Here is a 25,883-nt window from a genome sequence, read left to right as displayed (position 1 = left end):
ATGAAGCGGTCGGAACGACATGTTTTCCTCCGTTGGACAAAAAAGATGACGTTAGAACCCTGGCCGGACCGGATGACCAGTCCGGGCGGGTGCGAACCTCAATCGAGCGTTCGCGGCCAAAATTTATTTTCGGTCTTTTTTGATTTCAAGAGGGGTGAGAGGAAAAAATAGCACTCGGAGGTGGCGGCTGCTAACGCACTGGAAGGAAACAAGAAATAGCCCTGAGCGTTCAGAAAATCATTGGTGGCCGGGAAATTTTGCGCCACCTTCACAGCGTCACGAAACGGAGATGAAGCATGCATTTCTCATCGGACCTGGAGCGTCAGCTCAATGGCTATGGATTGACCACCGCGCATATCCTCTATCGCATTCCAGACTTCGAATCCGTCCTGCAAACCTATGTTTGGCAGGACTACGATCTCGCACCTGATTTCCCCGAGATGCACAGGTTCCTGGACTTCTGGCGCGACAGCCTCGACGGACCGCTGCACTCCATCCGCTACACACACCAGCGCCTGATCGGGCCGAACGAATGGCGTCGCGTCGAGGGCGAGTTCAAGCTTCACTGAACTCTTGAATTTGATTTTTCGTCTTCCTAGCTGTTTGCGCGGTCGAGGCTAAGATGACCTCCATCGCGTCGCACGTCTTATTCAGACTGAGAGTGATATGGAAGAAAGCATCAATACCATCAAAGGTGCCAATATAGCAGAACGAGAAGAGATCATCGTCGATTTCGCCCGATGCCTTGAGAAAGCTTCACAGGAGGCGCTGGTTTATGGCGAGGGGCGGTTTGCAACGATGTCCGCCAGCATGGCAGAGGCAATGCGCATCAATGCCGACGAACTTGCGCGCGAAAATCCTGAAAAGGCTGAACGTGTGCTGCAGCAAGCCAGCGCGATGATGGCGCAGTTCAAGGCCGCCTATCCGCATCGTGTTATCGGTCGATCCGTCCACTAAAGCGCTGGAGGCGCACTGATCTGCGAACTCCGCCATGGACGGGGATTTTGTGGCGAAGATGTGGGCGAGCGACGTCGAATTCGTCCGATTTTATGAGGGATGAAAATTTTCGCGTCGCGGATCTTGAATCACGAAATCGGCTGAACCAAATGGATTTTCACCAGCCGCTGACACAGGGCTGGACTTGCTGGGAGCGCCGCCTTTCGGCGCTTCCGTACCCATGTTGCTTCAAGGAGGATATGGCTATGGCAACATCTTACGACTATGCACCGCTGTTCCGTTCGAGCATCGGCTTCGATCGGGTCTTCAATCTTCTCGAAAACGCCCAGCGCGCCCGTTCGATTAGCGACTGGCCGCCCTATGACATCGTCAAGACCGGCGATGACAGCTACCGGATCTCGGTAGCTGTGGCAGGTTTCGAGCAGAGCGATCTCGACATCACCTTCCAGTCCAACCTTCTGACGGTCACCGGCAAGAAGCAGGAGACTGCCAATGACGGCTACCTGCATCGCGGCATTGCCGGCCGTCCGTTCGAGCACCGGTTCGAGCTTGCCGACCACGTGCGGGTGAACGGCGCGGACCTTAAGAATGGCCTGCTGTCGATCGATCTCGTTCGTGAAATCCCGGAAGCGCTGAAGCCGAGGAAAATCTCAATCCAGCCAGACATGGCACTCGCTTCGCCGGCTGTGCCCGCGCAAATTGAAGCGCAGAAGGCGGCGTGACCAGGCTTTGGAAAAGGGCGCCGTTATCACGGCGCCCTAAGACATCCCCGGGTTGGAAAGGAGAGAGCGATGAAACCCGACATGTTCAGAGAGCCGATTTCCATTCTCGTCGGCCTTGGCTTTCCGGCTGAGGTTCGCAACGCCACGGACGCTTATCGTCATCTTTGCGAATGGCCGATGAGGTCGAGGGATCATGCCCACGCGGTTGCCTTGAGGGTCTGCGGCGCGGCACTACGGGGCGAGATCGAAGCCGAGACAGCCCGCGGCCTGTTTGCTGCTTTTGCAGAAAAACACGATCTGCTGGCTCCGCACGCGGCCACTATCGCCGCATCCAAGCTGCGACGTTATCGAGATCCACACGTTCGGTGAGGCGAGCAGGCAATGCACCAGCTGTTGCAGCAGGCGGTTAATCAAGCCGTGGCAATGGGGCCAGCTGTTCTCGTTCAAGGCCTGCAGCTTCACCGGCCGATCGATGTCGTCCGCGCGCCATCTCTTTCGGTCGATGATCGTCGTGCGATCTTGGCCGCTTGGGCGTCCGACCTCTACGCGATGGAGTCGCAACCGGCTCTTCGTTATCTGCCGAGAACGCCAGGGCCAGTCTCTATCGATGAGGTGCAGGCGGCGTTGCGGGAGCTCGACAGATGGTACGGATAATGGTTCAGGCCGCGGCTGGGTACGCGAAACCAACTTGGTGACGCGAAGAGGCGATCAAGAGGGCATGCGGCGGTCAAAGAGGCCGTGACGGGCAGTCGATCGCCGTTAGGAGATCACAAAGACAAGCGCAGCGTCTGCGTACATTAAGCAGCGACATCGTCCATCCATTGAATGGTGGAGCGACAAGCGAGGTATGGGGCGCTCAAGGACTTAATGTGTACGCGAAGTATGAATGGCCAGCTCCTTCATCCCGAATCTTCGGTCTACGTCCGACGATTTTTCAGCGTGCCGTGAGCGCGATGTTAAACAGCCACGTCCGCGGAGCGTTGCAGACGCCTGACCGACATGGCCGGAACCTGTAAAAAGCGTGGGAGCGTGTCAGCATCTGTCGCCGTCGCCGCGCTTGTTACGTCCGACACCTGTTCTTCCTGACAGATCACCGCAGCCCAGCCGTTCATCATAAATATACAGTTATCTGAACCTTGCCAGATCTGTTGTCGCTCATCCAAGCATCGTGCTGGAATGAACATATTGCTGATGCCCTTTCTTGCAGAGGATGCTCGATCATCTTCTTACCGCCATCAAGTTCTTTGCGTGGCTCTCGACAGGATTTCGGCCAAACTATCTATTGTGAACGGCTTTGATATCTGGAGTGCATCAGGGATACCAGAAACAGACTTGGCGCTGTCGTCACCACTCGCAAACACGATGCGCACGGCCGGCCAGCGCTCTCGAACCCGCCGGGCAAGATCAGTCCCCTTCATCCCGGGAAGGCCGACATCGGTCAGCAGCACATTAATGCTGTGGTTTTCCAGAACCGCCATTGCATCTTCCGCTGAGCCGGCTTCGTGAACGGTATGGCCGAGCTCGGCAACCATATCGACCGTTGACATCAGGATCAGAGGCTCGTCTTCGACCACAAGAACGCTCGCCGTTTCGGCCCTTGGAACTTGCGGCGCGAGGGCGGATGCCTGCTCCTGCCGGTCGAACCGCTCGACAGCGATCTGGTGTTGGCGCGCGTTGCTCAAGACGTGGCGGATTTTCCGGGCAAGCGCTTCGCGGGTGTAGGGCTTTGACAGCAGTTCGACGCCGGCATCCAGCCTGCCCCCATGAACAATTGAGTTTTCCGTGTAACCCGACGTGTACAGCACCGCCATGCTAGGAAACTGCGCTTTGGCTTTTCTAGCAAGCTCCGTGCTACGCATAGGGCCGGGCATCACGACGTCCGTGAACAACAGATCGATTGGCATGCCGCTATTGATGACGGCAAAAGCGGATTGCGCATCATGGGCCTTGAGAACGTGATATCCGAGATCGGTCAAAAGGGCGACCGAAGTCTCTCGCACCCCGTCATCGTCTTCAACCACGAGAACGGTCTCCGTGCCACCCTTCACCGGGAGGGCATTCAAGTTTGCTAGATTGTCTTCAATCTGCACCGTCCTGGGCATATAGAGCTTCATCGTCGTGCCTTGCCCAACCTCGGTGTAGATTTTGAGGTGCCCGCCGGACTGTTTCAGGAAGCCGTAGACCATTGAGAGCCCGAGACCGCTGCCCTTGCCTTCGGACTTGGTACTGAAGAAAGGTTCAAGCACATGTTCGACGATATCAGCCGGTATGCCTGATCCCGTGTCGGTCACCGCCACCAGCACATATTGACCACGACGGACGTCCTTATGCAGGCGGGCGTAATCGTCATCCAGCACGGCATTTGCTGTTTCGATCGTCAGGCGCCCGCGGCCGTCCATCGCGTCCCTGGCATTGATTGCCAAGTTCAGGATCGCATTTTCCAACTGACCGGGATCGATCAGGGTGTTCCACAGCCCCCCGGAAAGGACCGTTTCGAGCTCGATCTCTTCGCCCAAGGCGCGGCGCAGCATGTCGTCCATATTCTGGATGAGCTTCCGGCAGTTGACGACCTTGGGTTCGAGCGGCTGGCGACGCCCGAAAGCCAGAAGCTGAGACGCCAGTTTCGCGCCGCGGGCGACGCCGGCCAAAGCGTTCTCGAGGCGCTGTTCGGCACGTGCGTTGCCGTCGATGTCCTTGGACAGGAGCTGCAGGTTGCCGCTCACGACCTGCAGCAAGTTGTTGAAGTCATGTGCGACGCCGCCCGTCAGATTGCCGAGCGCCTCCATTTTCTGCGCCTGCCGCAAGGCCATCTGCGCAGTTTCGCGCTCAACCGTTTCCTTTTCTAGTTGCAGGAGCGCCGATCGAAGCTCGTGGGTACGTTGCTCAACACGTTGTTCTAGCGTGTGGTTGAGGCTTTGCAGTTGATCTTCCGCCCGCTTTTGGTGGGTGACATCGAAGCCGTTGACGAAAATTCCAGTAACCTCGCCGGCCTGATCGTATATCGGCTGGTAGATCAGGTTGATAAATCGCTCGTCTGGCTGCTTTTCGCCCTCCCGCTGCAGCGATACCGGCAGATTTCGTCCAATATAGGGTTTGCCTGACTGGAACACGCCATCTAGCAACTCGAAAAACCCTTGCCCGGCCACCTCGGGCAGTGCTTCCCTGACGCTCAAGCCCAATAGCTCACGGCGCCCGACCAGTTGGAGATAGGCATCATTGACGAGCTCGAAGACATGATCCGGTCCTCTCAGAATGCACATGAAGCTCGGCGCCTGCTGGAACAGGTCTCGCATCCGGTCCCGCTCGGCGGTACGAAGCGCCACTTCAGAGGATAGCTGGCGATTAAGCTGTTCGAGAGCAACGGCAGCCTGCTCTCGCATCTCCGCTGCCTCGGCGATAGCTGCTGCCCGTCGACGTTCCGTCTCGAACGCTTCAGCGCTCGCCAGGCGCGAGGCGATCTGCCCGGCGATCAACTTCAAAAAATCCAGATAGTCGTCGCTGATCGCTCGGTGATAGTTCAGTCCCGTGATTAAAACGCCTTTTGGCTTACCTCCACCTTGTCCGATCAGGGGGACGATCGCCGCCTGTTTGGGTGCCCTCGGCCAAGGCCCCGATGGAACGTTATCCACCGCCGTAAGGTCGATCAGGTCAACGGCTTGTTCCGTCCACGCGCGCCTCAGGTTCCAAAAACCAGCGTCATGGTCGATCTCTTCAGGCATCAACGGATGGCTATCAGGCGCTCCGCATGCCCACGCCCGTCTTGCACTGCCCTCGTCATCGAAAAGATAGAGGGCGCAAAACGGCAGGTCTTGAACATTCTCTTTAAGGGCGCGGTGTGATGTGTCGATAACCTCCAGTTGCGTGTCCGCAGCCGCAAGTCCCGACGCTAGCGCACGCATGGTCGAGATCCGCCTTTCACCGATTACCCGTTCCGTCTCCTCGGCCACGGCGCAAAAGACACCTTCGACCTTGCCCGTGTCGCCGATCAGCGGGCTGTAAGAAAACGTGTGATACGTTTCTTCAGGGTAACCGTTTCGCTCAAGCAACAACAGAAGCGCGCGGTCCCAGGTTGACTGACCCTTGTCATAAACGGTCGCGAGCCTGTCTTTGACGTCGTCCCAGATTTCGGCGTAAAGGGTCTTTGTTGGCACGGCGAGCGCGTTGGGATGCTTGTTGCCCAGTGTCGGCCGATATGCGTCGTTGTAGAAAAACGCAATGTCAGGTCCCCACCCGAGCCACATTTCGAATTTAGAGGTGAGCAGCAGACGTAGCGCTACCCTCAGCGACTCCGGCCATTGATCTGGCGTCCCGAGCGCGCTCGCTGTCCAATCGTGCTGGCGCATCATCTTGGCCATTTCGCCGTCGCCGACAAATACATCCAGGTATTGATCAGTAGCTTCCAAGGTCATGGCGTTTCCGTGGCAATCTGGCAGAAGCGACTTAGGCCATTGATAACGCTTGTCCAGCCCGCTAGTTCTGAATTGGGCCTAGTTTTGAATATGGTGGAAGCGATTTGAACCCTAGCTAATTGGACGCTCGCGCTCAAAGGCTTTGACGGTTGAAGCTTCGGCTGCGATCTCAGCCGCCAGTTCATCTTCACCCGCGTTCGCTTCCGAATCCTCGATTTGCAGTTCCATTTGCTCCAGGAGCTGCGCTTACGCTCGGACCGGCTGCCTCGAGTTCACGGCGAACCGTGTCGATCGCCAGCCGGCATGGGGTCTGGCGAGATTCCGATGCAGTCCCCGGGCTGATAGCAGCCATTGTCGGTAGCTCCGATAAAGGAGCGAAAAAGACGCCCAAGAAGAAGTAAGCAATTGGGGATGGCTTCCGGCTCTACATCCGCTGTCGGGCGGGTTCACCCTCGGAGGCCATCCACGCAAGCAAGCCCAACGCTAACACCTTGGCGAGCGACCATGGAGAAGTCGCCCTCCCCCCCAAACGAGAAGGTGCCCATCGTGAGCGCCGGCACGAGTTCCTGGCTTGAACCAAGCCAGTCCGACGCGAATTGGTTCTCGACCGCCTGAGGTTGTTGCTGATGAGCTTCGTAATCTTGGTTTCGAGGATATTGTGGCACGCGACATTCGAACGTCGGCGACGGCAGCAGTACAATTTCTTCAAAGCGAGGATGCAAGTTTCACCGATATCCTGGTGCCGAAGGCGTGCAGCACCTGTTTGGTGGCCTCAAGCTCGACCGGACTCAACCGGACTCCGTGGTTGTGGGCGACGTTGGCGAGGGCTTTAGCTACCAAACGCTGAACGTTGCGCTTGGATTGCTACTGAATGGCGCGCGCCTTCTCGCACTCCAACGCAATCTGCGCTGGCGATCGTCCACCGGGCATGCCCTTGACGTCGGCGCTTTCATCGCTGCCCTAGAGGTGGCGTCGGGACAGTCGGCAATAGTGTCGGGCAAACCGTCGTCAACCTTCTTCGCCGGAGCACTCGCTGAATTTGACGGCCAGGCTTCAACGACGCTTATCGTCGGCGACGATCATGCGACAGATATACGCGGAGCTCTGGCCATTGGAGCGCGATCGGTGATGGTCCAAACCGGCAAGGGCCGCTCACGCCTTCCAGATTTACCGAAGGCGGACTTCGTGGTTGATAGCATTGCTGAAATACCTGGCTTGCTTATCACCATAGGCGATAAAGTATTGCCGCAATAATTGCTGTACGAGTGACACTGGGGTCGGAACAAGAACCCGATGACACGCCAAAGCCGACAAAGTGAGAACTTGTGCGCGCTGCAACCCAGCTAGAAGGCGAAGCAACCGGAAGCCTTCCGGCAGGTGCTGCTCGCCGTCCCAGGTGTAGGGGCCGGCTAGATTGATGTGCTCCCGGCTCAGCGGGGAAATGAGCGGGAAAGACTGTCGAAACTGGATAGGCGCTTCGAGCCACCTAAGAAGGGCATCGTCCTGTCTAATCTAATGGGATCGTCCGATATGTGCGGCAGGTCTCGTGTGAGAAGGCGGACGGCAGGTGACCGCGGGCTCCCGAGCGGATAGCATATTGCCTCACCAGAATGCTCCGTATGCGCTGCGGAGCTCTGGTAGTTGTTCATCTTCGCCAGGCTCGATTCCGAATATCATTCTATGCGCGCGATCGCGACGCCAGCCTTTCACCCGTCGATGTTGGTTTTATGCTCCAGCATGTTCACGAGGTCGCCGTGGCGGTGAGGCTTCAACAGATACCAAGGAAGGCGAGCGCTGCGTTTCCGCTAGAGCCGTCGATAGGCTGTGCCAACGTCGTACCGTGCATTTGCGTCACGAGCGCGATCGGGAGAGCAGCCGCGCCAAGGGCTGGCAGCTGAGAGGCATGCTCCGCGCACATGAGGCGGGGTTGTGTGTTGCCATGGCGGTGGATCAGATTCGGCAGCAAAGGGTTTGCGGCCGCAATCAAATCATCGAACAACTGCTGAGGCAGTCCTCCTCCTAATATAATCGTGTCCGGATCAAACAGGGCTTCGATGTTGCGGATCGCAATGCGGAGGTATTGCGCAGCCTCCGCCACCCATGCTGCCAGTCTGGGATCGCCATTTCGCAAAGCGCTGGTGACTTCCTCGCTCGGCACCTCGTCTGGCGTTCTCTCCGGACCACAAATTGTCTCTGCCGCGGCATATAGAGAGACGTATTGTTCCAGGCAGCCTCGACTTCCGCAGGCGCAAAGTCGCCCGCCCGGTTTGACGATCATATGTCCGATTTCGCCGGCGCCCCCGAAAGCGCCGCGATAGGATAGACCGTCGAGAACCAGGCCGCCACCAATGCCGAGATTGAAATGCATATAAAAGAAACTGCGCGTGTGGCGGCCGATCCCGTAAAGGCGCTCGCCGATCGCGGCGACGGTAGCGTCGTTTTCGACATAGACACGAGTTCCCGTCAACATTTCGAGTGTCTCGGCGAGATGAAAACGCGTCCAATCGTCACCTTCTTGAACCTTGTCATACCAAAAGGTCCCATTCTCGACCGTCCCGGGAACGCTGCAGCCAACGCCCCATAGCTTATCTGCAGGCACCTGCGATGCGGCTATCAATCGCTTGGCCAGATTTGCAAGTGCGTCAGCCGTTGCTTGCGGGCCTCGTTCAGAAATCTCGATGGTTTCGCTGCGGATGACTTCCCCGGTCAAATCGACGACCACGCCTGACACCTGTCGGTAAGCGAGGCTAAGACCAATGGAGTATCCGCCTTTTGGATCAAGCGAGAGTTCGACGGCTGGTTGACCGCGCAGGCCCGCACGTTTTCCCTCCTGGCGGATGAGACCCGCTTCCTCCAATTCCGACGCAATATTGGAGATTGCCGGGACCGTTAGTCCGATCACCTGCGCGAGTTCAGCACGGGTAATTGGCCCCTTGCTTCGCACGGCGTTGAAAACAGCGCGACGGTTAGAAATCCGAGTCTGGAGAAGATTGGTTCCAGACATCCCAGTTTTTCTATCGACCGTCAGACTCATGGCATTCCTCAAACATCCGGCACCACGATACTCAAAAAGCTTTTAATGAAAAAGTGTTGTGTTATCATTTTCGCAGAGACCGTCGCAGATGCCGAAGAATTCGGCGCACATCGCTTGGGGGAACGGGATAGCACCGGTCTCAAATGAAACTGACGGCTGTCTCTTAGGTCAAGCGATAGCAAGGATCATGTCAGCCCTGAATTTCTAGAGAAAAGGCGCCTTTTACTAATAACCAAAAAGTTACAAACGATAAGTCGTTTGTTGCGAAGGCGTATTGCGTAGCGTCGTGTCGTCAGCTGCCTTCTCTGGGAGCCAACACGCGGCAAAGGCGATGCCGCTGTTGGCTTATGCGCGCCAATCCAGATTTAATGATAATAATATCAATGTGGTATTGGTCTTGATTTAAATTTTTAAGTCGAGTTATTGTCGGTCGAAAGATCGGAATCGCTGGATGGGATTGCTATATTAATTTCTCCAGCGAGCATGCCGAAGTTCTTGACAAGACGAATTTTTCGCTGATAGCTTTTGCACCAAATGGTTATTTAAATGGATACCATTGCGGGAGCTACGCGATTGCAGACGATGATCGACATTCACCGAGTCACGAAGTCGTTCGCAACGAAGGCCGCAGGTTTTGTCAATGCGTTGAACCAAGTCAGCTTCCAGATCGGCGACGGCGAGTTCTTTACCTTGCTCGGACCGTCGGGGTGCGGAAAGACAACACTTTTGCGTATTGTCGCCGGCTTTGAAGCCCCAACGACAGGGAAACTCCTGATCGGCGGCGTGGATGCCGGTGCCCTTCCGCCGCAGAAACGGCCGGTCAACACTGTGTTTCAGAGCTACGCCCTGTTCCCGCACATGACCGTCGCTGAGAATGTCGCCTTCGGCCTGGAGATGCGCGGGGTGGCAAGGCCCGACATCGAGCGCCGCGTGAAGGATGTCCTCTCGCTCGTCAAGCTTGAACCCCTGGCGTCCCGCAGCCCACGACAGCTTTCCGGCGGACAACAGCAAAGAGTGGCGCTGGCGCGTGCGCTCGCCCCGAGGCCGAAAGTGCTTCTTCTCGATGAGCCCTTGTCCGCCCTCGATCTCAAATTGCGCAAGGAGATGCAGACGGAGCTCAAGCGACTGCAGCGCGAGACGGGCATCACCTTTGTTCTTGTGACCCACGACCAGGAGGAAGCACTAGCGATGTCCGATCGCATCGCTGTCATGTCTGCCGGCAGCGTGCTTCAGATCGGCGAGCCCAAGCAGATATACGAATACCCGGCAAATCGCTTCGTCGCAGACTTCATCGGGGAATCCAACGTCATCCCCGGAGCGCTTTTCGGTCGGGCGACGGCCTCCGCCGTTTCCGTCAGGCCGGAGCGCATCGAACTATCCTGCGCATCGAATTCGCGGCAGGGCCGGGTCAACGGAACCATCGTTTCGGTGACTTTTCTCGGCCTCGATACGCTCTATGAGGTCGAGCTCGAAAAGGGCGGCCGGCTGCGCAGCCGGTCGCGCGCGACCGACAAGATCCTGGCAACGGGTCAGGCTGTCGTTGCCGACTGGCCCGACAGCGTCGAACGTCATCTCGAGAATTGAGCGCCAGCCATGAAGAGACAAAGCACGCTCATCCTGATCGGCCCCGCAGTCCTGATGATCAGCGTATTCATGATCGCGCCGCTTGGCATCGCGATCGTCTATTCCTTCATGACTGCCAATCCCTATGGCGGCGTGACGATGCCGCTGACATTGGACGCCTACATACAGTTTCTCTTTCAGCGGGATTTCGATGACAGCCTGGTGTTTTCCTGGAGTTATGTCGTCATCATCCTCAGGTCGGTCTATCTCGCGGCCGCGACGACCGCTTTCTGTCTGATCCTTGGCTTTCCCGTTGCCTGGTACATCGTTTGCCAGTCTGCAGAAAAGCGCAGGGTCCTTCTCTTCCTGGTCACGCTGCCGTTTTGGATCAATACGCTCATCAGAACCTATTGCTGGGTGCTGATCCTTCGCGACGAAGGTCTGGCCAACGGCTTTCTGAAAACCATTGGCGTCATCTCCGCGCCGCTGCCCTTGTTATACAATGATGGTTCGATCCTTCTCGGCCTCGTCTACACGTTTTTGCCGTTCATGGTCTTGCCCGTCTATTCGACGCTCGAACGGCTCGATCCGAGATTGATAGAGGCGGCCTACGATCTCTATGCAAACCGCACCGCCGTTTTCCGACGGGTGATCTGGCCGCTGGCAAAGCCGGGCGTTCTTGCCGGCGCCAGCCTGGTTTTCGCACCGGCTCTTGGATCATTTCTGGCGCCCGATCTTCTGGGTGGCGGCAAGAAGCTGTTGATCGGCAGTCTTGCGCAGATGCAGTTCACGTCATCGAGAAACTGGCCGTTCGGCGCGGCACTTTCCTTCGTCGTCACGCTCGCTGTCCTCGCCGTCTTCGTGTCACGTGCGCGAAACGCGTCTCGCGAGGATGCGGCATGAGAGCGACCCGCCCCTTCACATGGCGTCATACGCCCGGGCTCTCGGCATTCACCGCCGCCATCCTCGTCTTCCTGTATGCGCCACTTCTGGTTCTTGTGGTCTACGCCTTCAACAGCAACCGTCTCGTGACGGTCTGGACCGGCTTTAGCCTGCGCTGGTTTGCAGTTGTCGCTGACAACCAGGATATCCGCCGGGCGGCGTTCAACAGCATCGTCATCGCGCTGGTCGCGACCGTCGCATCGACACTGATCGCCACGGCCGGAGCCCTTGCGCTGGAGCGCGGAACTCTGCGAGGCGGCCGAAGCGTGGTGTCGGCGATGATTGCGCTTCCGCTGATCGTTCCCGAGATCATCGTCGCCATCATGACGCTGATCTTCTTTTCGCTGCTGGGCATGCACAACGGCCTGTTCAACCTGATGATCGCCCACACCGTATTCTGCATCCCCTTCGCCCTTTTGCCGGTACAGGCGCGGTTGCGTGACATGGGCGGCGTGCTCGAAGAGGCCGCGCGTGACCTCTACGCCACCGAATGGCGGCTTTTCAGGCGCGTGACGTTCCCATTGCTGGCACCGGCGATCTTTGCCGGCGCGTTGATGGCGTTTGTCGTCTCGCTCGACGATTTCCTCATCAGCCTCATGGTGTCGGGCGCCGGATCAACCACCTTGCCGGTCTACGTCTACGGGATGATGCGGCTGGGGGTCACTCCGGAGGTCAACGCCATCTCCACGATCCTGCTTCTGGTTTCCCTGGTTTTCGTCGCCGGAGCGCTGCTGCTGGGGCGCCGCAAGACGGTCGATCAATAAACAGCCGAATATAAAAAGAGAGGGAAGAACATGACAAAGAAGAGAAACATTCTAACGGCGGCGGCGCTTCTGCCAAGCCTTATCGGGATATTGCCCGCGACGGCATTCGCCGACGCCGGCGTGCTGCATATCTATAATTGGACCGATTATACCTCGGACGAGATGGTCAAGAAGTTCGAAGCCGAGACCGGGATCAAGGTGACGATCGACACCTACGATTCCAACGAGACGGCGCTTGCCAAGCTCAGCTCCGGTGCGTCGGGCTACGACGTCATGATCGTCAGCAACGACTTCGTGCCGATCTTCGTGAAGCAGGGATTGTTTCAAAAGGTCGACGTCGCCTCGATGCCGAACTTCAAGAACATGGACCCCAAGTGGCAGAAGCGCTCCTGGGATCCGGAGGCTCAGTATACCGTTCCCTGGATGTGGGGCACGACCTCGTACGCGGTCGACACCTCGATCTACAAAGGGCCGACGGATAGCCTGAAGGCGCTCTTTGCGCCAAGCGCCGACCTGAAGGGAAAGATCGGCATGTTCGGCTCGCCCAGCGAGGTGATGTCTCTGGCATTGCTCTATATGGGCAAGGAACAGTGCAACACCAATCCGGCCGATCTCAAGGCGCTCAACGCCTTGCTGCAAGCGCAGAAGCCCTTCGTCAAGGTCTACAATTCCGACGGCACGACCGAGCGCATGGTGTCGGGCGAAACGGTCATGCATGAGATCTGGTCGGGCAAGGGCTTGGCCGCCCGGATGCAGAAGGCGAGCATCAAATACGTCTTCCCCAAGGAGGGCGCCATCGGCTGGATGGACAATGTCGCCGTGCCGGCCTCGGCCCCCGATCTGGAAAACGCCAAGAAGTTCCTGAATTTCCTGATGGATCCGGAGAATATCGCGCTTCAGCAGAAATCAACCGGTTATCAGAGCGCGATCGTCGGATCGGATAAGTTCTTGCCGCCGGATGTGGGCCAGTCGCCGGAATTCAATCCGCCGGCAAATCTGAAAATCGTTTTTGCGCCATCGTGCCCCGAAAAGGCGACCCGCGCTTACGACCGCATCTGGACCGACCTTCGTCAATGACCAAACACCTCGAGGAGGCATGGCGCATCAGGCGGCATGCCTCCTCGGCGCAGACATATCGGTCGGTCTGCCGATCAAGAACGAGGATTAAAATCATGAACCACGCTGTCGATCCCGCGAGAATACAAAAAGGCGTCGCCGCCGCGCCTCCGCCTGCGAGCTTGCGCGCGCTTGCTCCGCTGAGCCCCACGGAAATCAGTGCCGTTGTCGCTGCGGTAAAGGCCGATCCGGCGCTCGGGCCCGGAGTGCTGTTTGAAAACATCGACCTACGTGAGCCCACGCCGGCCGAATATCGTGCCTATCTCGACGGCAAAACCCTGCCGCGCGCGGCGCGAGTGAATGTCAACCATCTCGATCGTCCGGGTGTCTGGCAACTGATCGTTTCGCTCGATGGCGGCGCGATCATCGGCCGAAAGCACTTTCCGACGGCGCGGGCCGGCTTCATGGTCGAGCAGATGATGAGCGTCGAGGTCAACGTCAAGAATGATCCACGCTTCATCGACGCCTGCCGCAAGCGCGGCATATCGGATATGACCGGTGTCATCGTCGACTCCTGGTCCGGCGGCAATTTCGGCTATGTCGAGGAAGAAGGGCGATTGATCTCGCACACCTTCTCCTGGTTGCGCGTCCACGAGTTCGGGAACTACTATGCCCACCCGATCGAGGGCTTGAATGCCGTAATCGACGTCAAGACCGGCGAGGTCTTGCGCATCGACGACCACCCGGATCATCCGCCGATCCCCATGGCCCGGTATGACTATGATCCCGAATTTCTGCCTGCGCCGGTTGCGCCGCTGAAGCCTCTCGACATTGTTCAGCCCGAGGGTGTCAGCTTCACCGTGGATGGCCATGCGATAGCCTGGGACAAGTGGACGCTGGCGATCGGCTTCACGCCGCGCGAAGGCCTCGTCCTGCACGATATCAGATATGACGGTCGCTCCGTGGTGCGCCGCGCCGCCGTGGCCGAACTCGTCGTGCCCTACGGCTCGACCCTCTACGGTCACGCCCGTCAGAACATTTTCGATGTCGGCGAATACGGCTTCGGCAAGCTTACGAACTCGCTGACCCTCGGCTGCGATTGCCTTGGAACGATCCACTATCTCGATGCCCACGTAAACGGATTGCAGGGCGAGGTGGTCACCATCGAGAAGGCGGTCTGCATCCACGAAGAGGATGCCGGTGTCCTGACCAAGCATTGGGACTTCCGCACCGGGCGCACGGTTCTGCATCGCGGCCGCAAGCTGGTGATTTCCTCAATCTGCACGGTCGGCAACTACGAATATGCGCAATACTGGTATCTCGACCAGGCCGGCGAGATCGAGTTCGAGATGAAGGCGACCGGCATCGTGAACACCAATGCCTGCCATCCCGGTCAACCCGACAAGTACTCCGTCGAAATCCAGCCGGGCCTGGGCGCACCCATTCACCAGCACATTTTCTGTGCTCGCCTCGATATGGCGGTTGATGGATCAGGCAACAGCGTCGTCGAGACAAACTCCTACATGGAGCCGACCAGCGCGACGAACCCGCATGGCAATGCGTTCTACGCGGAAGAGACGGTGCTGAAGACGGAACTGGCCGCGGCCAGGCGTGCCGACACGTCGACCCATCGAAGCTGGAAGGTGGTCAACCCCAACAAGCTCAATCACGTCGGTAAGCCGGTCGCCTACAAACTGCATGCGCCGAACTGCGTGACCCCAATGATCCAGGATGACGGCCCATCCGGCATTCGCTCCAGCTTTATCCGCAATCATATCTGGGTGACACCCTTCAACGAAAACGAGCGCTATCCGGCAGGCGAGTTCGTCGCCAATTCCGATGGCAAGGACGCGCTGGCAGAGCTCGTCAAGCAGGATCGCTCGGTCGAGAATACCGATATCGTCTTGTGGCACAGCTTCGGTCTGCACCACGTCGTCAGGCCCGAGGACTTTCCGGTGCAGCCTTGCATTTCCTGCGGCTTCTCCTTGGCGCCAGCCGGTTTCTTCGAGATGAACCCGGCAAGCAATCTCCCGCTGACGGTGAATGGCGCAAGCGTTCTTGCCAAGGAGGCCGGTGAGGGCGCAGGCTGCTGCTGCGCGTGATGCCGATTGACCACACGAACGCGTCTGCGGTTTTAGCGGACGCGTTCGCACCAAGGCGACAAGGATCAAAACAGTGATCGCTGGTGCGAAAAGGCTCCTCAACAATGACGGCATGGCGGGATTGGCCGGGATCATCCTGGCAAGTTCCGTCGGCTGGCTCATTGTCGTCCTGCTCGTCCTGCAAGGTCGGTCGGCCCTTTGCAGCAGCGGCGGCCTTTTGTCGCAAAGCATCGTGAACGCGATGTCGATCCTCGGCATGTGGTTTGCGATGGCGCTGGCCATGATGTTGCCAAGCACGAGCCGCGAGATCATTCATGTCACCGCGGTTCATTCCGGCCACAGGTCCAAGTTGACTGCATTGCATTTCGGCTCTGGTTACCTCGCCATCGCACTGCTCGTCGGCTTGCTCGCGGCGGTTCTGCAGTCGATATTTCAACCCGTCGGCATTTTGACGGCTGACGGGAAGTTCGCCAATTCGGTGACGGCCGGGCTGGTTCTTCTCGTGGTCGGGTTCAGTGAGCTTTCGGCGCTTGCCGCCAGTGTCCGGCAATGGGACGGATCTCTAAGATTGGCCGACTGTTCATCTCCATTTCTGCAAGGCCTCTGTCATGGCCGCTCGACGCTGCCCCGTTGTTTCGCAATGGTCGGATTGCAGTTCGTCGGTGGCGCGATGAACCTGACCTGGATGGCAACGTTGACGCTTTGGATGTTGCTTCATGCAAGCTTGCCGTGGAAAAGGCATATGGGCGCCATTGGCGCCGTCACCTTCCTGACTGCCGGCGCACTGACATTCCTCTCGCTCAAGACATAAGCCGCGTGTCATCGACCGTTACGCTAAGATCACACATTGCGACTCTTGAGCGCAAAGCCGATGTTGCGGCCCAGTATCCTTTGGTCGTCGCCAACAATTGTGGCAGTCTCGCCTGAATGCCGGAGGCAATGATGGACCAGAAACCAAACGAACCAGCAAAAGACGGTGTTCTTGAACCGTCCGCGTTGCTGGTCACCATCGTGGCAACGGCGATCGGCGTGCTCGTCGCGAACCTGTACTATGCCCAGCCGCTGGTCGGCTTCATCGGTCCGGAGCTCGGCATCGACGATCGGCTGGCAGGGGCGATCACGAGCGTCACGCAGGTCGGCTACGGCGCCGGCCTATTCCTGCTGGTGTCGCTTGGCGACATCGTCGAGAACCGCAAACTGGTGCTGACGACACTGCTGCTGACCATTTTCGCCCTCATCGGGCTCGCGACCTCGACTGCGGCCTCGACCTTGTTTCTGGCCTGCTTCGTGGTTGGTATCTGTGCGACCGGCGCGCAGGTACTGATCCCTTTCGTGACCCATCTTGTGCCACCCGAGCGTCGCGGCCGCACCGTGGGAAATCTGATGGCAGGTCTTCTAACCGGCATCATGCTTGCGCGTCCTGTCGCGCTCTTCGTATCCGCCGCATTCGGCTGGCGAGCCGTTTTCTGGTTCTCGGTCGTGCTGATGCTCGGCATCTTCCTTGCACTCTTTCGGGTGATGCCCAAGCACGCGCCACACGGAAAATCGAGCTACAGGCAGATCCTCGCATCGATGGCCGGTCTCTGGATACAGCTTCCGGCGCTGCGTTGGCGATCCGCCTACCAGTTTTTGATGTTTGGGGCGTTCAACATGTTCTGGACCGCGGCACCGCTGATGCTGACGGACCATTTGGGCCTGACCCAGCGTGGTGTCGGGCTGTTTGCGCTGGCCGGCGCAGGTGGCGCCCTGTCGGCCCCGCTCGCCGGGCGCCTTGCCGACCGAGGCCATTCGATGCCGTTGACATTGATCTGCATGGTTCTGGTCGGAGCAGGGTTCCTTGCAACCGGATGGGCAGCAGCCGTGCCGACGATTATCGGCCTCGCGGTCTTGGCATTCCTGATCGATGCCGGAATCCAGGCAAATCAGGTCGCCAGCCAGCGCATCATTTTTTCGGCAGCGGCACCAGACAGTCGCGGGCGGGTGAACGCCATCTATATGACGATCACCTTTATCGGCGGCGCCATCGGTTCGCTGCTTGGCACAATCACCTATCATTGGGGTGGTTGGACGGCGTCAGCCGTCACCGGCGGCGTGATAGGGTTGCTGCTCGTCATCCTGTTTTGGATCGAGCGGCGGCTTCTGCGGCGTACGCACGCACCGCGCTGAAGCCGCCGGGCAATGTCAAGACGCGGGCGCGGAGGTTGCGGCGGAGGTCGTGCGGTTGCTCGCCGCCTTGATGTCGTCCGCGATACGCTCCGCCATCATGATAACGGGTGTGTTGGTGTTGGCGCGCGGGATAGTCGGCATCAACGATGCGTCGCAGATGCGCAGGCCTCCGACGCCGTAGACCTCGCCTGTGCCGTTGGTGACCGCCATCGGGTTGCTTTCTGCACCCATCCTGCAGGTGCCTGAGGCATGCCATACACCGCCGACTGCCGAGCCGACGAACGCGGTGAGCGCCCTGTCGTCCTTCAGGAGGTCTTCAATTTTTACCCCGAGCGTGACGACCGAATGGATGAGCCACGGCCGCAGCGCGTAGGAGTGATCGAGCATCGCGCCGAACGCGCCGCGTTGGACCCTGTTGACCCAACCGGGGCCTCCGAGCTTTGCCACACGAGGCGAATAGCTGGTCGGGAAGACCGAGCCGCGATGGCCGTTCATATGGGAATCCATCAGCGTTTGGGCTCCGACACGGAAGCCGCCCTTGAGGCGCTCGAGGTCGCGTTCGTCGGACAGCATGCGGAAGTCGACCAGCGGTTCCTCGCGCGGATCGCCGCTTTTCAGTTGAACGTGACCGCGCGAGTAGGATTTGTTGACCCAGATGAACAGTGTCCCGACACGTTGGCCGACGCTATGCCAGCCGGATCTGGCAATCATGGCGGCGTGCATGTCGCCTTCCGGCGTTCCGGCAAGACCGGACGAAAAACGCAAGATGGCATGATCATGATGCTCATCCAGATCCTTCAATCGGGATTGTGGTGGCAAGTAGGTCGATACCGCGGTTGACGGGTGCTCCATCAGGTTTTGGCCGACGCCCGCCTTTTCGACGGCGACCGCAATGCCAAGCTTCGCCAGCGCGGCGCCTGGACCGATGCCACTGCGCATCAGGAGGGCAGGGGTGTGGATCGCGCCGCAGCTGACGATGGTTTCCCGGGCAAGCAGGGTTTCGGTCTTCGATCGGTCCCGCGCGTCGGATACCACAGCTCCCGTCACGCGGCCGCTGTTGAGGATGAGTCGGTCGGCGAATCGGTCGGTCAGGATCCGCAGGTTCTTGCGGGCCCTGACCTCCGCGGAGAGATAGGCAACCGATGTCGGAACACGTTCGCCCTTGTCGCTGACGGCGATGGCGCCGACATAGATGCCGTCCTTCCATTCGCCGTTTTGGTCCGGCAGCTTCTTGTGTCCGCGGGCGACCATCGTGTCGATGACGCTCTTGACGAACGGCGACATTCGCTCCGCCTTGATGCGCCGGATCGGAATCGGACCGCTGTCTCCATGGTACTCGTCGTTAAAATCGAAATCGTGTTCGAGCTTGCGGAAATAGGGCAGCGCCGTTTGCCAGGACCAGCCATTCGCGCCTTCGGCGCCCCATTCGTCGTAATCGCCCGGCGCCCCGCGATTGGCGACCATCGCGTTGACGGCCGAGCCGCCGCCGAGGACGCGGCCCTGCTCGTAACGCCGAGGGCTGCGTCCGGTGGTTTCTCCGCGCGGCGCGCCGATATAGGCCTTGAGGTCGGCCCAGATATTGTTCTCGTCGATATAGGCGCGGCCGGGATAGCGACTGCGAATGTTGTCGGGCAGAGTGCCGGGCGCAATGTTGCGCCCGGCTTCGATGAGAGTGACCTGAATCTGCGGGTTTTCAGTCAGACGCGCAGCAAGAACGCAGCCCGCGCTGCCACCGCCAAGGATGAGGTAATCGGTCATGGTAGGCTTCCTGTTATCTCCGCAGAACTGGTCTTGTTACTTCTTGCCGCCAAAGCGCTCCGGATATCCCGGCAGATCCTCACAGCCGCAGAGCGCGTAGTGCAGCGGCGGCATTTTCAGGTTCACGTATTGGTCGAGGTTGTCGTTGGTGATGGTCGGTTGCGGCAGCACCCATTTGGGCCCTGGAACCGATTGACCGTTCAAGACCTTGACGGCCGCTTGCAGGGCGGTGCGCCACTGATAGGCCGGGTAGGTCGGCGCAATGCCCTTGAAACCGGTATTCTTCCATTTCTGCAGGTAGTCTTCCTGATCCTCTCCGGTGATGATCGGATAGGGTTGGCCGGCGTCTTCGAAGGCTTCGGCAACGGCGACCGACATCGCCCCCAGGTCGACCCAAACGGCATCGATCTGGCCAACGCGGCTCAGATAGTCGGAGACGACGGCTTTGGTCTTGGCATTGTCGCCGCCGGTGAATTCACTGCCGACCGGAGTGATGCCGGCGTCCTTGAAGATGCGCATCGCGGCATCCGAGCGGGTTTCGAACAGGTCGATGCCGGGCGCCGTGCGCAGCATCAGGACCTTGCCGCCCTTCGGCATGTTATCGGCGATGTAGCGTGCGCCGGCGATGCCCCAGGCGTTGCCGCCAATGCTGCTGATCGACGTAACCGGGCAAGTGGTGTTCACGCTGCGGTCAAAAACGATCACCGGAAGCTTCTTGCAGGCTTCCTCGACGACCGGCGTCAGTGCATCCGACGTCGTCGGCGAGACAATCAGCGCATCGCATTGGCCGCCATTGACGAACGCACGGATGTCGGAGATCTGCTTGTCGTCCTTGTCCTGGGCATCGGCATATTGAAGCGAGGCGACGTCGCTTTTTTCGGCGTCCGCTTCTGCCTGCATCACCTTCCAGCCGACGACGCGCCAGGGGTTGCTGACGCTGGCATTGGAGAAGCAGAGGCGATGCGGGCCGGCTTTCTTGTATTTGGTCGTATCGACCATGCCGCCACCGATATGTTGCTCCCACGGCTTGTCTGCCGGTCCGGTCGGCGCGACCTTCAGCAGCGCCTGCTCGGCGGTGAAGGCGTCGTCGGCAAATGCCGTGGCCGGCGGCAAAGCGACGGAAGCCGACAGCAACCCCATGCTGACCGCAGCCGGTATTCCTCGTTCGAATAATGACAGCTTCATTTCAACCTCCCTTGTTTGGAACCAGCACGCTCCCTCCCGAGGAGCGCGATTTCTAACCCATCAGCTGTCGACGCGACGTGATGGCTGCGGCCGCGATCAGGATAATGCCCTGAACGGCGACCCGCATGGGCTCGGGAAAACCGAGCAGATTCAGCAGAGTAAAAAGGGCATACAGAGACAGCGCCCCGAACGCGGCGCCGGCAATGGTGCCTCGGCCTCCAAGCAGAACGATGCCGCCGATCACGGCTGCGGATGTGCCTTGCAGCTCAAGTCCGGTCCCGACATCGACCGACACGCCGGAGAAGCCGCCCAGCAGCACTCCGGCGACGACGGCGGAAAGCGACGAGACGACAAAGGCGGCAAACCGGATCTTGCGAACCGGCACGCCGGCAAGCTCGGCCGCGCGGGGATTGTCGCCGATCATGACCAGAAGCCGACCGTATTGGGTGGCGTGCAGCAGGAAAGCAAGCACCGCGACCGCGATGACCAGGGCAATGACGGCGATCGGAAGGCTGCCGATGACGGGCACGGGCCGGATGACCATGCGGCCGAACATGCGCAGATTGTCCGGAAGGTAGCCTTGCGGCGCGCCGCCGGACCACATCATTGCAGCACCCTTGACCGACAGGAGAGTGCCGAGCGTCGCAATGATCGACGGGACTTTCAGATAGGAAACGACGACGCCATTGACGATCCCCACAACGAGACCAAGACCGAGTGCAATGGCAAGCGCTTCTGGCGTCAGGGTTGGGTCACCGCCGGTTATCATCGCGCAGGCGATGACGACGAGGGTGACCAGCGAACCCTGCGCAAGGTCGAAACCGCCCGAAATCAGTACGAAGGCCTGACCGCAGGTCAGGATGACCAGAGGCGCCGCACGCTGCAGCAAGCTCATGACACCGGCAGGCGTGCGATACAGCGGACTGAGAATGACGATCAGCACCATCAGTGCAAGGAACATGACCAGGGCGGGGTTGATCCGCCGAAGGAACGCCAGCATGGAAAGTCTTCCGTGGGTGTTGGGCTGGGTGGCAGACAGCACCGGCGTCATGCGACGTGCCCCTTCTGCCGAACGCTGTGATAAGCGACCGCCAGGACAACGATGGCGCCGCGCAGCACCTGTCCGAGGAAGGGATCGATCTGCAGCATGTTGAAGGCGGCATCGATGGCGGAGAACAGGAAGACGGCCGCCAGCGTTCCGCCGACGCCGCCTTTACCCCCCGCAAGAAGGGTGCCCCCAATGACGACCACAGCAAGGGAATCGAGGTCGTAGCCGCCGTTCTGGCCGACCCATGGCGTTCCGGTTCCCAGACGGCTGGCCAGATAGAGGCCGGAGGCCGCGGCACAGGCGCCTGAAACGATGTGTGCGGCAAGGACCACCCGGTCGGTATGAATGCCGGCCAGACGGGCGCTGATTGCATTGCCGCCAACGCTGTAGAAGCGGGCGCCGGCCAGGGTTCTGCGCAGAACAAATGCGGCGATGAGAGCGATAACGGCAAGAAGGATGAGAGCGTTGGGTACATCTGCGAGCGTATTATACGCGAGGACCCGGTACTCTGCCGGTGTGTTGCCCTGCAGGCGCCCATAGGCGGTCGCGAGAATGCCTCGCAGGATGAGACCGACGCCCAGCGTGGCGATCAAGGGGTTTACCCTGAGCTGGGTCACGAGAAGTCCGTTCACCGCTCCGACGACGATGCCAGCTGCGATGGCCGCAAGAACGCCAAGCCAGATGAGGCTCGCATCACCCTGCATCACGAATGTCGAGATGATCGCGCCAAAGCTTATGAGATGCGCCACGGACAAGTCGATCGACCCGGCGATGATGACGAAGGTCTGGCCGATGGCCACAAGACCCAGCGCCACCATCCGCTGCAGGAGACCCATGATGCCGTCCCAGTTGAGCTGGGCATTTTGGCCGGTCGCGATGGCCGAGACTGCGTAGAGGGTCCCCGATCCGACGACCAGCGCGATCGACAAGGCCGCGCCATGCAGGCGCTCTTTGCCAGCCTTCGCGATTGCCACTGACGGGTCGCTCATGCCGCAGCGCCCTCCGCCGTGTCTGGGTGATGCGACAGAACGGCATGTTTCATGATGTCCTCTTCACCGGCGCCCGCCGGGCACTCGGCGGCAATCCGGCCTTCGCTCATCACGAGAATGCGGTCGCTGAGGCCGATGATCTCGGCAAGGTCCGAACTGACGACGAGCACGCTGCCCCCGGCACCGGCAAAATCTCTGAGGATCGAATAGATCGTCGATTTGGCCCCGACATCGACGCCGCGCGTGGGTTCGCACAGGACCCAGAGCCTGGGTGCGACGGCAAGCCAGCGGGCAACAACGACCTTCTGCTGATTGCCCCCGGAAAGCGAGCCAACCGGCATGGAATTGCTGGCGGCACGCACATCAAGCTGGCGGAGCAATTCATCAAGAGATGAGGGCGAGCATCCGCCGTCTGACGACAGGGCCAAAGGATTTGTCAGCGAACGTCGTGCAAGTGCTGCATTGTCCCGAAGCGACTGACGCAGGCCAAGCCCTTCGGCTTTGCGGTCGTCGGGGACATAGGCGATTCTTCGTCGCACGGATTCTCGCGGGCTCCCGACCTTGCCGCCACCGTCCCAAAGTCGGATCGTTCCGATTTCAAACGGCTCGTCGCCAGTCAGCGCGCGGGCAAGCGCGCCTTTGCCTGAGCCCTCGAGGCCGGCGACGCCGACGATCTCGCCGGCGTGAAGATTGAGGTTGATGCCGGCAAGGTTTTTGTTGCCGGCCTCTGTTACCGTGAGGATCGGCTCTCCCAGGTCGGCGTGCGATCGGGCTGGAAACAACGCTCCAATCTCGCGGCCGACCATAAGGCGAACGATGCCCTCGGACGTCGCATCCGACCGATCGAGCGTTGCGACCAGTCGTCCGTCCTTGATGACGCTGATCCGGTCGGCGAGCGTGAACACCTCCCCCATGCGATGCGAGATATAGAGAATGGCAGCGCCGTCGCGGCGCAACTCGTCGATAAGCCGAAACAGCTTGGCCGCCTCTGCGTTGTCGAGTGCGGCGGTCGGTTCGTCGAAGACGAGAATACGGGCATCGACGGTCAGCGCCTTGGCAATCTCCACCATCTGCTGGTCGGCGATCGACAGCAGGCCCGCCTTGACGTTGGGATCGATGTTCGATTGCAGCCGCTGGAGGACGCGAAGTGCGTCACGCCGCATCCTGGTCCGGTCAAGAATGCCAAACCGGCTTTGCTCGCGGCCGAGAAACATATTCTCCGCGACGGTGCGATGCGGAAGGAGGCTAAGCTCCTGATGGATGATCGCTACCCCTTTGCGCTGACTGTCCAGGGGATGCGCGAACTGCACCGGAGCGCCGTCGATACGGATTTCACCGCCGTCTGGCCGATAGAACCCGGCGAGGACCTTCATCAGCGTTGATTTGCCGGCTCCGTTCTCGCCACAGATCGCCAAAACCTCCCCAGCGGCGCAGCGCATCGATATGTCGTCGAGCACCGTAATCGCGCCAAATCGCTTGGTGATGTTTGCCATGTCGAGAAGCGACGGATGGGCATGTTGATGCGTTTCCCGCGAACTGAGGGTTCTCTCCATCCCGTGCTTCCTCCAAAGCACAAAAACTGACCTGCGACTGCCGAAAAATCGGAACCGTCGTAACTGATCAGTTACTAGGATGCGTCCAATTGAGGGGACTGTCAAGCGGGGCGAGAATGGTCTATTTGTTCGCGGCTGAAGGCGCGCCCGTCTTCAAAAATCGCAGGTTGAGAACACATATGAATGACGCCAAAACCGCCGCGCGCCGTCGGAAGGCGACAAAGACAATTTCGACCGGTGTGCCGGCGAATGACCTCTCGTCGCCAAAACCGCGGTTGCGGGATGCCGAGCGCACCAGCGCCGCGATCCTTGCTGCCGCGACGAAGGAGTTCTCGGAGCGCGGCTATGGCGGCGCGCGCATCGACGCGATCGCCGCAAGAGCGAACATCAACAAGCGCATGCTTTATCACTATTTCGGCGGCAAGGATGCGCTCTATGTCGCAGTCCTCGAAGGCAGCTATATCGCCATCCGCTCTGCGGAGGCGCGGCTCGATCTGAAGCATCGCCCGCCGCGCGACGGTATGCGCGATCTCGTTGTTTTCACATGGCAATATTTTCTGGCGCATCCGGAATTTCTCGGCATTCTGAGCACCGAGAACTTGCACAAGGCGAAGTTCCTGAAGCGCTCCGCGCGGATTTTTGAGCTGCATTCGCCGCTGGTCGCGGAGATCTCAGGCCTATTGGAGCGAGGGGCTGCTGTAGGCGATTTCCGCCCCGGCTGCGATCCCGTGAAGATCTATATGACGATTGCGTCTCTCGGCGCCTTCTTTCTGACAAACCGCTGGACTCTCTCGGTTATTTTCCGTCGCAACTTGTCGGACAAGCCGGAAATCGAAGCATGGGGCGAGCACATCGTCGATGTCGTCTTCGCTTATCTGCGACCCTAAGCCACCCCGCCGTCCATCTCGAATCCCTTGAATTGCGCGGACTGTCCCCGAGACGTTGACAGCCCTCTCATTGCATGCCATTTTTGTAACTATCTGGTTATTTATCGAAAAGCATTTTGGGGAGGATAAACATGGCGACAAAGTCGTTCGGCATCATCATGCACGGCATCACCGGCCGCATGGGGTACAACCAGCATCTGGTCCGTTCCATCCTCGCGATCCGCGATCAGGGTGGTCTTTTGCTTTCCAATGGCGACCGGCTGATGCCGGATCCGATCCTCGTCGGGCGCAATGCCGACAAGATTGCCGAAATCGCCCGCAAGCACGGTATCGCCCGCACCACGACCGATCTCGACGCGGCACTCGCCAATCCCAACGACACGATTTTCTTCGATGCCGGCTCAACGCAGATGCGCATCGGCCTGCTGACCAAGGCGATCAGAGCCGGCAAGCATGTCTATTGCGAGNCGAGACCCTGGAAGAGGCGCTATCCATCGCAAGCCTCGCGGAACGTCGCGGCGTCAAGAACGGCGTCGTCCAGGACAAGCTCTACCTCCCCGGCTTGCGCAAGATCGCGCTCCTCCGCGACAGCGGCTTCTTCGGCAAGATCCTCTCGGTTCGCGGCGAGTTCGGCTATTGGGTGTTCGAGGGCGACTGGGGCGTCAAGGCGCAGCGGCCGTCGTGGAATTACCGGAAAGCAGACGGCGGCGGCATGATCCTCGATATGCTGCCGCATTGGCGCTATGTG

General features: G+C 59.4%; 21 protein-coding genes and 2 pseudogenes. 15 read left to right on the top strand and 8 right to left on the bottom strand.

Annotation, left to right across the window (positions count from 1 at the left end; genetic code table 11):
- Positions 1–296 precede the first annotated feature (296 nt).
- The 5 genes from DTW90_RS34980 (at position 297) to DTW90_RS34960 (ending at position 2,333) form a co-directional block, all read left to right on the top strand.
- Positions 297–569 (top strand): aspartate-semialdehyde dehydrogenase, encoded by a 273-nt coding sequence (locus DTW90_RS34980; protein WP_149344559.1) that lies wholly within the window; start codon positions 297–299, stop codon positions 567–569.
- A 97-nt stretch (positions 570–666) separates the two neighbouring features.
- Positions 667–957, top strand: coding sequence for a hypothetical protein (locus DTW90_RS34975; RefSeq protein WP_149344557.1), 291 nt, complete (start codon positions 667–669; stop codon positions 955–957).
- Between the two features lie 245 nt (positions 958–1,202).
- The gene (locus DTW90_RS34970; RefSeq protein ID WP_149344555.1) at positions 1,203–1,679 is read left to right on the top strand and encodes an Hsp20 family protein; all 477 of its coding nucleotides are present in this window, start codon (positions 1,203–1,205) and stop codon (positions 1,677–1,679) included.
- A gap of 69 nt (positions 1,680–1,748) precedes the next feature.
- Complete coding sequence (locus DTW90_RS34965) at positions 1,749–2,048, top strand: DUF982 domain-containing protein (protein WP_149344553.1); 300 nt, start codon at positions 1,749–1,751, stop codon at positions 2,046–2,048.
- Positions 2,049–2,060: 12 nt separating this feature from the next.
- Positions 2,061–2,333 carry a hypothetical protein gene (locus DTW90_RS34960; protein ID WP_149344551.1) on the top strand — a complete coding sequence of 91 codons (273 nt, stop codon included), beginning with the start codon at positions 2,061–2,063 and terminating at the stop codon, positions 2,331–2,333.
- A gap of 581 nt (positions 2,334–2,914) precedes the next feature.
- Here the strand turns inward: DTW90_RS34960 and DTW90_RS34955 are convergent.
- Together DTW90_RS34955 and DTW90_RS34950 are read right to left on the bottom strand one after the other, a co-directional pair.
- On the bottom strand, positions 2,915–6,034 hold the full coding sequence (locus DTW90_RS34955; RefSeq protein ID WP_149344565.1) for a response regulator: 3,120 nt from the start codon (positions 6,032–6,034) through the stop codon (positions 2,915–2,917).
- Between the two features lie 174 nt (positions 6,035–6,208).
- Positions 6,209–6,380: pseudogene (locus DTW90_RS34950) on the bottom strand (IS66 family transposase); the annotation flags it as partial.
- Positions 6,381–6,838: 458 nt separating this feature from the next.
- Here DTW90_RS34950 and DTW90_RS34945 point away from each other — a divergent pair.
- A complete protein-coding gene (locus tag DTW90_RS34945; protein WP_188080171.1) occupies positions 6,839–7,342 on the top strand; it encodes an HAD hydrolase-like protein in 504 nt (167 codons plus the stop codon).
- Between the two features lie 514 nt (positions 7,343–7,856).
- Here the strand turns inward: DTW90_RS34945 and DTW90_RS34940 are convergent.
- Positions 7,857–9,092: an ROK family transcriptional regulator gene (locus DTW90_RS34940; protein WP_188080170.1), complete on the bottom strand. Its 1,236-nt coding sequence runs from the start codon at positions 9,090–9,092 to the stop codon at positions 7,857–7,859.
- A gap of 612 nt (positions 9,093–9,704) precedes the next feature.
- Between DTW90_RS34940 and DTW90_RS34935 the strand changes: the two genes are divergently transcribed.
- The 7 genes from DTW90_RS34935 (at position 9,705) to DTW90_RS34905 (ending at position 17,715) form a co-directional block, all read left to right on the top strand.
- Complete coding sequence (locus DTW90_RS34935; protein ID WP_149344563.1) at positions 9,705–10,706, top strand: ABC transporter ATP-binding protein; 1,002 nt, start codon at positions 9,705–9,707, stop codon at positions 10,704–10,706.
- Positions 10,707–10,715: 9 nt separating this feature from the next.
- Entirely contained in the window at positions 10,716–11,588 is an 873-nt protein-coding gene (locus tag DTW90_RS34930) for an ABC transporter permease (RefSeq protein ID WP_149344545.1), read from the top strand.
- The gene (locus tag DTW90_RS34925; RefSeq protein WP_149344543.1) at positions 11,585–12,391 is read left to right on the top strand and encodes an ABC transporter permease; all 807 of its coding nucleotides are present in this window, start codon (positions 11,585–11,587) and stop codon (positions 12,389–12,391) included. The genes DTW90_RS34930 and DTW90_RS34925 overlap by 4 nt, the downstream gene beginning before the upstream one ends.
- A 30-nt stretch (positions 12,392–12,421) precedes the next feature.
- Entirely contained in the window at positions 12,422–13,468 is a 1,047-nt protein-coding gene (locus DTW90_RS34920) for an extracellular solute-binding protein (RefSeq protein ID WP_149344541.1), read from the top strand.
- Between the two features lie 95 nt (positions 13,469–13,563).
- The gene (locus DTW90_RS34915) at positions 13,564–15,549 is read left to right on the top strand and encodes a primary-amine oxidase (protein WP_149344539.1); all 1,986 of its coding nucleotides are present in this window, start codon (positions 13,564–13,566) and stop codon (positions 15,547–15,549) included.
- Between the two features lie 73 nt (positions 15,550–15,622).
- On the top strand, positions 15,623–16,360 hold the full coding sequence (locus tag DTW90_RS34910; protein WP_149344537.1) for a DUF2182 domain-containing protein: 738 nt from the start codon (positions 15,623–15,625) through the stop codon (positions 16,358–16,360).
- Positions 16,361–16,491: 131 nt separating this feature from the next.
- A complete protein-coding gene (locus DTW90_RS34905; protein WP_149344536.1) occupies positions 16,492–17,715 on the top strand; it encodes an MFS transporter in 1,224 nt (407 codons plus the stop codon).
- A gap of 15 nt (positions 17,716–17,730) precedes the next feature.
- Here the strand turns inward: DTW90_RS34905 and DTW90_RS34900 are convergent, their stop codons facing one another.
- From DTW90_RS34900 to DTW90_RS34880, 5 genes are read right to left on the bottom strand one after another with little or no spacing between them, the layout of a single operon-like run.
- Positions 17,731–19,473 (bottom strand): GMC family oxidoreductase N-terminal domain-containing protein, encoded by a 1,743-nt coding sequence (locus DTW90_RS34900; protein ID WP_149344534.1) that lies wholly within the window; start codon positions 19,471–19,473, stop codon positions 17,731–17,733.
- Between the two features lie 36 nt (positions 19,474–19,509).
- The gene (locus tag DTW90_RS34895; RefSeq protein ID WP_246665173.1) at positions 19,510–20,658 is read right to left on the bottom strand and encodes an ABC transporter substrate-binding protein; all 1,149 of its coding nucleotides are present in this window, start codon (positions 20,656–20,658) and stop codon (positions 19,510–19,512) included.
- Between the two features lie 52 nt (positions 20,659–20,710).
- Positions 20,711–21,709, bottom strand: a complete 999-nt coding sequence (locus DTW90_RS34890; RefSeq protein WP_149344532.1) for an ABC transporter permease — start codon at positions 21,707–21,709, stop codon at positions 20,711–20,713.
- A complete protein-coding gene (locus DTW90_RS34885; protein ID WP_149344530.1) occupies positions 21,706–22,695 on the bottom strand; it encodes an ABC transporter permease in 990 nt (329 codons plus the stop codon). The genes DTW90_RS34890 and DTW90_RS34885 overlap by 4 nt, the downstream gene beginning before the upstream one ends.
- Positions 22,692–24,248, bottom strand: coding sequence for a sugar ABC transporter ATP-binding protein (locus tag DTW90_RS34880; protein ID WP_149344528.1), 1,557 nt, complete (start codon positions 24,246–24,248; stop codon positions 22,692–22,694). The genes DTW90_RS34885 and DTW90_RS34880 overlap by 4 nt, the downstream gene beginning before the upstream one ends.
- A 179-nt stretch (positions 24,249–24,427) precedes the next feature.
- Between DTW90_RS34880 and DTW90_RS34875 the strand changes: the two genes are divergently transcribed.
- Positions 24,428–25,135: a TetR/AcrR family transcriptional regulator gene (locus DTW90_RS34875; protein WP_149344527.1), complete on the top strand. Its 708-nt coding sequence runs from the start codon at positions 24,428–24,430 to the stop codon at positions 25,133–25,135.
- 131 nt (positions 25,136–25,266) lie between these two features.
- Positions 25,267–25,883 (top strand): annotated as a pseudogene (locus DTW90_RS34870) (Gfo/Idh/MocA family oxidoreductase); the annotation flags it as partial.

Source organism: Neorhizobium sp. P12A (assembly GCF_008365395.1).
In the GTDB taxonomy this organism is placed as follows: Bacteria; Pseudomonadota; Alphaproteobacteria; order Rhizobiales; family Rhizobiaceae; genus Rhizobium.
Note: the sequence above shows the minus strand (reverse complement) of the source record. Positions and strands in the feature narration are given on the sequence as shown.

Bases quoted from the DNA above. Each gene is read 5' to 3' on its own strand.
- DTW90_RS34880 (WP_149344528.1), bottom strand. From the start codon at position 24,248: ATGGAGAGAACCCTCAGTTCGCGGGAAACGCATCAACATGCCCATCCG.
- DTW90_RS34940 (WP_188080170.1), bottom strand. From the start codon at position 9,092: ATGTCTGGAACCAATCTTCTCCAGACTCGGATTTCTAACCGTCGCGCT.
- DTW90_RS34920 (WP_149344541.1), top strand. From the start codon at position 12,422: ATGACAAAGAAGAGAAACATTCTAACGGCGGCGGCGCTTCTGCCAAGC.
- DTW90_RS34890 (WP_149344532.1), bottom strand. From the start codon at position 21,709: ATGACGCCGGTGCTGTCTGCCACCCAGCCCAACACCCACGGAAGACTT.
- DTW90_RS34885 (WP_149344530.1), bottom strand. From the start codon at position 22,695: ATGAGCGACCCGTCAGTGGCAATCGCGAAGGCTGGCAAAGAGCGCCTG.
- DTW90_RS34935 (WP_149344563.1), top strand. From the start codon at position 9,705: ATGATCGACATTCACCGAGTCACGAAGTCGTTCGCAACGAAGGCCGCA.
- DTW90_RS34975 (WP_149344557.1), top strand. From the start codon at position 667: ATGGAAGAAAGCATCAATACCATCAAAGGTGCCAATATAGCAGAACGA.
- DTW90_RS34900 (WP_149344534.1), bottom strand. From the start codon at position 19,473: ATGACCGATTACCTCATCCTTGGCGGTGGCAGCGCGGGCTGCGTTCTT.
- DTW90_RS34895 (WP_246665173.1), bottom strand. From the start codon at position 20,658: ATGAAGCTGTCATTATTCGAACGAGGAATACCGGCTGCGGTCAGCATG.
- DTW90_RS34930 (WP_149344545.1), top strand. From the start codon at position 10,716: ATGAAGAGACAAAGCACGCTCATCCTGATCGGCCCCGCAGTCCTGATG.
- DTW90_RS34960 (WP_149344551.1), top strand. From the start codon at position 2,061: ATGCACCAGCTGTTGCAGCAGGCGGTTAATCAAGCCGTGGCAATGGGG.
- DTW90_RS34905 (WP_149344536.1), top strand. From the start codon at position 16,492: ATGGACCAGAAACCAAACGAACCAGCAAAAGACGGTGTTCTTGAACCG.
- DTW90_RS34980 (WP_149344559.1), top strand. From the start codon at position 297: ATGCATTTCTCATCGGACCTGGAGCGTCAGCTCAATGGCTATGGATTG.
- DTW90_RS34970 (WP_149344555.1), top strand. From the start codon at position 1,203: ATGGCAACATCTTACGACTATGCACCGCTGTTCCGTTCGAGCATCGGC.
- DTW90_RS34925 (WP_149344543.1), top strand. From the start codon at position 11,585: ATGAGAGCGACCCGCCCCTTCACATGGCGTCATACGCCCGGGCTCTCG.
- DTW90_RS34955 (WP_149344565.1), bottom strand. From the start codon at position 6,034: ATGGCCAAGATGATGCGCCAGCACGATTGGACAGCGAGCGCGCTCGGG.
- DTW90_RS34915 (WP_149344539.1), top strand. From the start codon at position 13,564: ATGAACCACGCTGTCGATCCCGCGAGAATACAAAAAGGCGTCGCCGCC.
- DTW90_RS34965 (WP_149344553.1), top strand. From the start codon at position 1,749: ATGAAACCCGACATGTTCAGAGAGCCGATTTCCATTCTCGTCGGCCTT.
- DTW90_RS34875 (WP_149344527.1), top strand. From the start codon at position 24,428: ATGAATGACGCCAAAACCGCCGCGCGCCGTCGGAAGGCGACAAAGACA.